The sequence below is a fragment of the Brevundimonas sp. GN22 genome, from assembly GCF_054824005.1.
Map to the genome: position 1 here is coordinate 1 of NZ_JSYD01000081.1, position 8,409 is coordinate 8,409.

Here is an 8,409-nt window from a genome sequence, read left to right on the forward strand (position 1 = left end):
TTTCACCGCGGGCAAAGTGACCACGACTGAAAAGGTCGATGTCGTCTTCATCGGCTCGTGCACCAATGGCCGCCTCCCCGACATGCGCGTCACCGCCTCCATCCTGAAGGGCCGCAAGGTCGCCGATGGCGTTCGCATGCTGGTGGTCCCCGGCTCCGAAGCGGTCCGCCGTCAGGCCGAGGCCGAAGGTCTGCACACGATCATCACCGAGGCCGGTGCCGAATGGCGCATCCCCGGTTGCTCCATGTGCATCGCCATGAACGGCGATGTGGTGGGCGAGGGCCAACTGTGCGTCTCGACCTCCAACCGCAATTTTGAAGGCCGCCAAGGCAAGGGTGCCCGCACCATTCTGGCCAGCCCTGCCACCGCCGCCGCCAGCGCCGTTGCCGGTCATCTGGCGGACCCTCGTGACTATCCGGCTCTGGTCGAGGAGGCCGCTTGATGCAACCGTTCAAGACGCTGACATCCAAGGTCGTGGTCCTGTCTCAGGCCAATATAGACACCGACCAGATCATTCCGGCCCGCTTCCTGACCACCACCACGCGTGAAGGTCTGGGCAAGCACGCCTTTAATGACTGGCGCTATGAGGCCGATGGTTCGCCCAAGCCCGAGGCCATCCTGAACCGCATCGACCCGAGCGAGTACCGCATCATTCTGGGCGGGGCGAACTTCGCCTGCGGCTCCTCGCGCGAGCATGCCCCGTGGGCGCTGCTGGATTATGGCTTCAAGGCCGTGATCTCGACCGAGATCGCCGACATCTTCACCTCCAACGCGCTGAAGAACGGCCTGCTGCCCATCGTGGTCAGCCAGGGGGTCTGGGACGATCTGGCTCAAAATCAGGACCAGCCGGTCACCATCGATCTGGAGAACAACCAGATCCAGCGCGGCAATGCCGCCCCTGTCCCGTTCAAGGTCGAAGCCTTTGCCCGCCAGTGCCTGATCGACGGTGTCGACACTCTGGGCTGGCTGCTGGTCCGCGACGAAAACATCTCGGCCTTCGAGGCCACCCGAAATGACCCCCAACCGGAGATCGCACGATGAGCGAGAAACGCACCTTTAACATCGTCGTCCTGCCGGGCGATGGCGTCGGCCCCGAAGTCACCAAGGCTGCCCAGCGCGTCCTGACCGCACTGGGTGACATCTATGGCCATCAGTTCAATTTTGAGGAACACCTGATCGGCGGTGCGGCCATCGATGCCACCGGCACTCCGCTGCCGGACGCCACGCGCGATGCCTGTGTGAAGGCCGATGCCGTCCTGCTGGGTGCCGTGGGTGATCCCAAATTCGACGGCAAGCCGGTTCGTCCCGAACAGGGCCTGCTGACCATCCGCAAGGAAATGGGCCTGTTTGCCAACCTGCGCCCCCTGCAGGTTTCGCCTGCACTGGCGCACCGCTCGCCGCTGAAGCGCGAGATCGTCGAGGGCGTGGACCTGCTGGTTTTCCGTGAGTTGACCGGCGGCGTCTATTTCGGCGAACGCACCCGCACCGAAACCGAAGCCTCGGACCTGTGCACCTATTCGGTCGCCGAGATCGAGCGCGTCACCCGCGCCGCCTTCAAGGCAGCCCAACAACGCCGCGGCAAGGTCACTTCGGTCGACAAGGCCAATGTGCTGGAAACCTCGCGGCTGTGGCGCGAGACCGTAAACCGCATCCATGCCGAGGAATTCCCCGACATCACGCTGGAACATGCACTGGTCGATTCCATGGCCATGCACCTGATCCTCAAGCCGCGTGAATACGATGTCATCCTGACCGAGAACATGTTCGGCGACATTTTGTCGGACGAGATTTCAGTATTAGGCGGCTCTATCGGCCTGCTGCCTTCGGCCTCGCTGGGCGAAAGCGGTCCGGGTCTGTTCGAACCGATCCACGGCTCGGCCCCCGACATCGCCGGACAGGACAAGGCCAATCCCATTGGCACCATCTTGTCGGCCTCCATGATGCTGCGCCACAGCTTTGGACTGGAAGACGAAGCCTGCTCGATCGAAGCCGCCGTTGCTGCGGTTCAGGCTTCCAATCAGGTCACGCGTGATCTGGGTGGCGAACTGGGCGCCGAAGCCGCCACTCGCGCTGTGGTCGATGCCATCCGCGCCATCCACTGGGCCGCTTCGCGCCACGTGCCGATGCACTGGGCCTAAAGCCCGCTCCATAAGACAACAAGAAAGGCGGGCTTTGCGGCCCGCCTTTTTCGTTATCCGTCCAGAAGATTTTGGAGCGCGCCACCCATGCGGATGGCCAGCTTCTCTTGCTCGTCATTCGTTAGACTGGAGAAACCGCCAGCCAGTTCGCGGCTAATGGTCATACCCATAATGACACCGGCAACCAGACGGGCCCTGACCTGCGCATCCTCGCCGCCGATCCACTCCGCCAGAGGTTCGAAAAACCTCTCGTTGGAGGATCGCTGAACCACTTCCATAGCTTTGGAAGACCCAATCGAGCGCAGCAGTATCAGCAACCCGCCGAGACGGTTCTCGCCACTGGTACAGCCATCGAACTCGCCAAGGATCACCTCGCGTGCGACGCGCCGTCCAAAGGCCTCACGAGGACCTTCCGTGAGATCACGGCCATTTTTGCAGCTGTCGAGAACCTCGACAAAGAGGTCCTCTTTGGAGCCGAAATAGCGCGAGATCAGAGCCGCATCGACACCGACCTCGCGGGCGATATCGCGCATGCCGACGTCATCGTAGCTATGGGCTGTAAAGCGTTGCCGGGCGACATCGAGTATGGCCTGACGCGTGGCTACGGCGTTGCGCGGCCTATGACTCTCGCGGGCTGACAAAAAACTAAAGTCTCCAAAAAACCTTCTTATGAGTATGGCCATGTCATCAGCCGTTGACAAGGGCTGTCTTCGTGGCCATTAAGTCTACACACGTTGACTGGGCGCGCCCTCCCTCTTTCCCGCGTTCAGCCTCTGCAGACAAAATTCAGTGACCAGGAGATTGCGCCTATGCGCACGGTGAAGATTGCGGCCGCGTCCGTCTTAGTGGCGGCTGCCCTCTACGGCTGCTCAAAAGGTGAGCAGGCCCCCGAACAAGGCGCTCCGCCCGTAACGGTGTCCGCCCCGCTTTCGCAGACAGTTGTGGACTGGGACCAATTCACGGGTCGCTTTGAAGCCACCCGCAGCGTTGACGTACGCGCCCGCGTAGGCGGCTATATCCAGTCGGTCCACTTCAAGGACGGTGACTATGTCCGTCAGGGCCAACTGCTGTTCACGCTGGACCAGCGTCCCGCACAAGCAGCCCTAGCATCGGCCCGCGCCCAACTGGCGCAGGCTCAGGCCCAATTGGGTCTGGCCAGGGCTGATCTGGCGCGCGCCGAAGGCCTGCTGGCCTCCCAGGCCGTCTCGCAAGCCGAGTTTGATGCCAAAAAGGCTGCGGTCCAAACCGCCGAGGCTGCTGTTTCGGCGGCCAATGCCGCTATTCGCGCCCGCAATCTGGAGCTGGAGTTCACCCGCGTGACCGCTCCGATCTCGGGCCGCGTGTCCGACCGTCGCGTTGATCCGGGCAACCTGATCGGTGGCGGTTCGTCTGCCGGTGACATTCTGACCACCATCGTTTCGGCCTCGCCGATCTATTTCGTTTTCGATGGTTCCGAAGCCACCGCTCTGCGCTATCAGCGTGAAGCGGCCAAGGGCGCTGTCCCGATCAAGGTCCGTCTGCAGGACGAAGCCGAGTTCACCCATTCGGGCACGCTCGACTTCACTGACAACGCCATTGATCCGGCCTCGGGCACCATCCGCCTTCGTGCCGTCATCGCCAACGCCAACGGCTTCCTGAAGCCGGGTATGTTCGGTCATGCCCAACTGGCCGGTGCCGCCGAGTACCAGGCCATGCTGGTTCCGGATTCGGCCATCATCGCCGATGGTGCCCGCCGTCTGGTTTACGTCGTGGCGAAGGACGGCACGGTCGGTGCCAAGCCGGTCCAGACCGGTCCGGTCGTCAACGGCCTGCGCGTAATCCGCACCGGCCTTGCCGCCGATGATCGCGTCATCATCAATGGTCAGCAACGCGCCCGTCCGGGCCAGAAGGTTACCGCCCAGAACGGTACGATCAAACCTTCCGAAGCGCCGGCAAACCCTGCGCCGACGACGGCTGCGTCGACGGCCTCCTCCGCCACCTTCGTCAACGCAGGTTGAGTAAAGAGGCATAGGCCGGAAACCCAGTTATGAATTTCTCCCGCTTCTTTATCGATAGGCCGATCTTCGCGATCGTTATCGCCACCTTCATCACACTGGTGGGGGCGTTTGCCTATCCGAGCCTGCCGCTGGCGCAGTATCCAGACATTGCGCCACCCACCATCACCATCAACACCGCCTATCCGGGTGCATCCGCCGAAACGCTGGCCGAGACTGTCGCCGCTCCCATCGAGCAGGAAGTCAACGGCGTTGAGGGCATGCTTTATCTGTCGTCGTCCTCGACGGCAGACGGTGCCGTCGCCGTGACCGTGACCTTCGAGCCGGGCACCGACCTCGATACCGCTCAGGTTCTGGTGCAGAACCGCGTCTCGCTGGCCGAGATGCGCCTGCCCGAAGAGGTCCGCCGCACTGGCGTCAGCGTCAACAAGGCCTCCAGCGGCTTCCTCATGCTGGTCGCCCTGACGTCGGATGACCCCAGCATCGACCGGACCTATCTCGGTAACCTCGGCAACTCGGTCGTGCGCGACCGCCTGCTGCGTCTCGACGGCGTAGGCTCGGTCATGGTGTTCGGCGGTGGCAACTATGCCATGCGCATCTGGATCGACCCGACCAAGGCCGCTGCGCGCAACCTGTCGGCTCAGGACATCGTCGGTGCCCTCCAAGCCCAGAACATCCAGGCTGCTGGTGGCTCGCTGGGTCAGGCTCCGTACCCGACCAACTCGGCGGCGTTCCAAACCCCAATCGACGTTCAGGGCCGTCTACAGACGCCTGAAGAGTTCGGTCAGGTCGTGATCCGCTCCGACGCCCAAGGCCGCGTAACACGTCTGTCGGACGTCGCCCGCATCGAGATCGGTCCGCAGGACTATGGCGTAAACGCCACCTTCGACGGCAAGGCCGGCGTTGGTCTGGGTATCATCCAGCAACCGGGTGCCAACTCTCTGAAGTCGGCAGAACTGGTCCTGAACGAGATGGAAGCCATGGCCAAGGATTTCCCGGCCGGCGTTGCCTATTCCATCCCGTATAACCCGACCGAGTTCGTTGAAGCCTCGGTGGAGTCGGTCATCCACACGGTGTTCGAGGCCGTCATCCTCGTGGCTATCGTTGTTCTGGTCTTCCTGCAGACCTGGCGCGCGGCGATCATTCCGGTGCTGGCCATTCCGGTCGCTCTGGTGGGCACCTTCGCGGTGCTGCTGGGCCTCGGCTATTCGATCAACTCGCTGTCGCTGTTCGCTCTGGTTCTGGCCGTGGGTATCGTCGTCGACGACGCCATCATCGTGGTCGAGAACGTCGAGCGCTACATCCGCGAGGGGCTTACCCCACGTGAAGCGGCCTACCGCTCCATGGCCGAGGTGTCGGGCGCTCTGGTCGCCATCTCGCTGGTGCTGACCGCAGTGTTCGTGCCGACCGCCTTCGTGCCGGGCATTCCGGGTATCTTCTATCGCCAGTTCGCCGTGACGATCGCGTCCTCGACCCTGATCTCGCTGCTGCTCTCCCTAACCCTGTCGCCGGCTCTGGCGGCGCTGCTGCTCAAGCCGCACGTGGCCCATGACGAACATGCGACCCGCAAGAAGGGTGTCCTGGGCTCCATCGGCTATGGCATCGGCTGGGCCGGTAACAAGTTCAACGTTGGCTTCGACTGGCTTTCCGAGAAGTTCGGTGCCCTGACCGCACGCCTTGTGCGCATGACGGTCGTGGTTCTGGCTGTCTACGTCGGTCTGCTGGCCGTGACCGGCTGGCGCCTGACCGACACCCCGACCGGCTTCATCCCCGATCAGGACCAAGGTGTGCTGATCGGTGTCGTCCAGCTGCCCTCGGGTGCCTCGCTGGAACGCACGACCGAAGTGCTGAACCGCACGCTGGAAATCATCAACCAGAACGAAAACGTTGCCGAAGTGGCCGCCCTTGCCGGTCTCGACGGTTCGTCGTTCTCGATGGCTTCCAACTCGGCCACCATGTTCATCAAGCTGAAGCATTGGGACGAGCGCCCGAACAAGGATCAGGCCGCGGCCGCCCTTGGCGGTGCCCTGACCGGTGCAGCGGCCCAGATTCAAGAAGCCCAGATCTTCATGCTGTCGCCGCCTGCGGTTGAGGGCATGGGTAACGGTGGCTTCAAGATGATGATCCAGGACCGTTCCAACGCTGGCTACAAGGCGCTGGAAGGGGCGACATTCGCGATGATGGGCGCTGCTGCCCAAAGCCCGAACGACGTCAGCCAGGTCTTCTCGATGTACAATACCGGCTCGCCGCGTATTCAGGCCGATATCGACCGCGACAAGGCTCTGATGATGGGCGTCCAGCCTTCGTCGGTGTTCGGTACGCTGGGCATCTATCTGGGCTCGGCCTACGTCAACGACTTCAACTATCTGGGCCGCACCTTCCGCGTGACGGCACAGGCAGAGCCGATGTACCGCGACGACATCTCCGACATCGCCAACCTCAAGGTTCGTTCGAACTCGGGTGCGATGGTGCCGGTGGGTGCTGTGGCCAACCTCTACGAGTCCTCGGGCCCGTCGCGTGTTGTCCGCTTCAACCTGTTCCCGGCTTCGGAACTGATGGGTTCGCCTGCTCCGGGCGTCTCTTCGGGTGAAGCTTTGGCCTTCATGGAAGGTTTGGCCGGCAAGGCTCTGCCGGAGGGCTTCAGCTATGAATGGACCGAAATGGCCTATCAGGAAAAAGCATCCAGCGGCTCTGCCGGTGTGATCTTCGTCCTGGCCGTGGTCTTCGTCTTCCTCGTGCTGGCCGCACAATATGAAGCCTTCACGCTTCCGCTGGCCGTTATTCTGATCGTGCCGATGTGTATTCTGGCGGCAATGATCGGGGTCAACCTTATGGGTCTGGACAACAACATCCTCGTCCAGGTCGGTCTGGTCGTGCTCGTGGGTCTGGCGGCAAAGAACGCCATCCTGATCGTCGAGTTCGCCAAACAGGCCGAGGACGAAGACGGTCTCAACCGCTTCGACGCCGCCGTTCAGGCTGCCCGCCAGCGTCTGCGCCCGATCCTGATGACGTCGTTTGCGTTCATCTTCGGTGTGCTGCCTCTGGCGCTGGCAAGCGGCCCCGGTGCAGAGATGCGCCAGTCGCTGGGTATCTCCGTCGTGTCCGGTATGATCGGCGTGACCATCTTCGGTCTGCTGTTCACGCCAGTCTTCTATGTGGTCTGCCGCTGGATCGCCGGAAAGCTGCCGAAGGGCCCCGAAAAGGAACGCCAACTGCCGACCTCCTTCGGTTCGACGCCGCATGATCCGTTCGACACCGACGAAGCCATCCAGAAGGGAGACGCTTGATGAAAGCCTCCATCCGCACCCTGCTGACGGCCTCGGCCTCGGCGGCCCTGCTGGCCGCCTGCGCCGTCGGGCCCAAGCCGGTCGTTCCGACCACGCCGGTTTCGTCGCAAGGCGAATTCATCGGCTCCCAGACTGGCGCGGTTTCGACCGCGCCGGTTCAGGGCAACTGGTGGCGTCTGTATAATGACGCCAATCTGGATGCTTTGATCCAGCAGGCTCTGGCCGAGAACAACGACCTCGAAGCCGCCGCCGCAAACTTGCGTGCGGTCCGTGCCTCGCTGTCGGAGACCCGCAGCAACCGACTGCCGTCAACCACGGTGACGGGTGCCGCCAACCGCAGCCAGTCCTCGACCATCACCGCGCCGCAAGCCGGCGGTGCCGAACTGCCGGACGTCGACACCTATGATGTGGGTCTTGACGTGGCCTATGAGATCGACCTGTTCGGTCGCGTCGAGTCCTCGATCCGCGCCGCCCGTGCCGATGCCCGCGCTGCCGAAGCCGCACTGGAAACCGTGCGCGTGACGGTGGCTGCCGAGACGGCCCGTGCCTATGCCGACACCTGCGCGCTCAACGCACAGGTGGCGGTGGCCGAGCGCAATATCGACCTGCAGACCCAGACCGCAGATCTGGTTCAACGCCTGCTGACCGGCGGTGTTGGTAACGGTCTGGACGTCGCCCGCGCCCGTGCCGCACTGGAGCAAACCCGTGCCAGCCTGCCGCCGCTGCGGGCCGGACGTGATGCGGCCCTATTCCGCCTCGCTACCCTGACGGGCCGCACGCCCGCCGAGGCCAGCGAAGCGGCCAAGGCTTGCAGCACCACTCCGCAACTGTCGCAGCCTATCCCGGTCGGTGACGGTGCTGCCCTTCTGGCCCGCCGCCCCGACATCCGCCGCGCAGAAGCCGAACTGGCCGCTGCCGGTGCACGGGTGAATGTAGCGACCGCAGGCATGTTCCCCTCGATCCGCCTTGGTGGATCGTTGGGCTCGACGG

Annotated in this window: 7 protein-coding genes; 6 read left to right on the top strand and 1 reads right to left on the bottom strand. The window is 63.2% G+C overall.

Going from position 1 to position 8,409, the window contains the following annotated elements; translation table 11 throughout:
• From OB03_RS11620 to leuB, 3 genes are all read left to right on the top strand, one after another.
• On the top strand, positions 1-442 hold a 442-nt coding region (locus OB03_RS11620), incomplete at its 5' end, for an aconitase family protein (protein WP_461344234.1).
• Positions 442-1,041, top strand: coding sequence for a 3-isopropylmalate dehydratase small subunit (gene leuD, locus OB03_RS11625; RefSeq protein WP_461344235.1), 600 nt, complete (start codon positions 442-444; stop codon positions 1,039-1,041). The genes OB03_RS11620 and leuD, both read left to right, overlap by 1 nt.
• Positions 1,038-2,138 (top strand): 3-isopropylmalate dehydrogenase, encoded by a 1,101-nt coding sequence (gene leuB, locus OB03_RS11630; protein ID WP_461344236.1) that lies wholly within the window; start codon positions 1,038-1,040, stop codon positions 2,136-2,138. The genes leuD and leuB overlap by 4 nt, the downstream gene beginning before the upstream one ends.
• Before the next feature lie 53 nt (positions 2,139-2,191).
• Here the strand turns inward: leuB and OB03_RS11635 are convergent, their stop codons facing one another.
• Entirely contained in the window at positions 2,192-2,779 is a 588-nt protein-coding gene (locus tag OB03_RS11635; protein WP_282452631.1) for a TetR/AcrR family transcriptional regulator, read from the bottom strand.
• Between the two features lie 168 nt (positions 2,780-2,947).
• Here OB03_RS11635 and OB03_RS11640 point away from each other — a divergent pair, with 168 nt between their 5' ends.
• The 3 genes from OB03_RS11640 to OB03_RS11650 all read left to right on the top strand — a co-directional run.
• Positions 2,948-4,135 (top strand): efflux RND transporter periplasmic adaptor subunit, encoded by a 1,188-nt coding sequence (locus OB03_RS11640; protein WP_461344237.1) that lies wholly within the window; start codon positions 2,948-2,950, stop codon positions 4,133-4,135.
• 29 nt (positions 4,136-4,164) lie between these two features.
• On the top strand, positions 4,165-7,419 hold the full coding sequence (locus OB03_RS11645) for an efflux RND transporter permease subunit (RefSeq protein WP_461344238.1): 3,255 nt from the start codon (positions 4,165-4,167) through the stop codon (positions 7,417-7,419).
• Positions 7,419-8,409: efflux transporter outer membrane subunit (locus OB03_RS11650; protein ID WP_461344239.1), on the top strand; the 991-nt coding region annotated here is incomplete at its 3' end. The genes OB03_RS11645 and OB03_RS11650, both read left to right, overlap by 1 nt.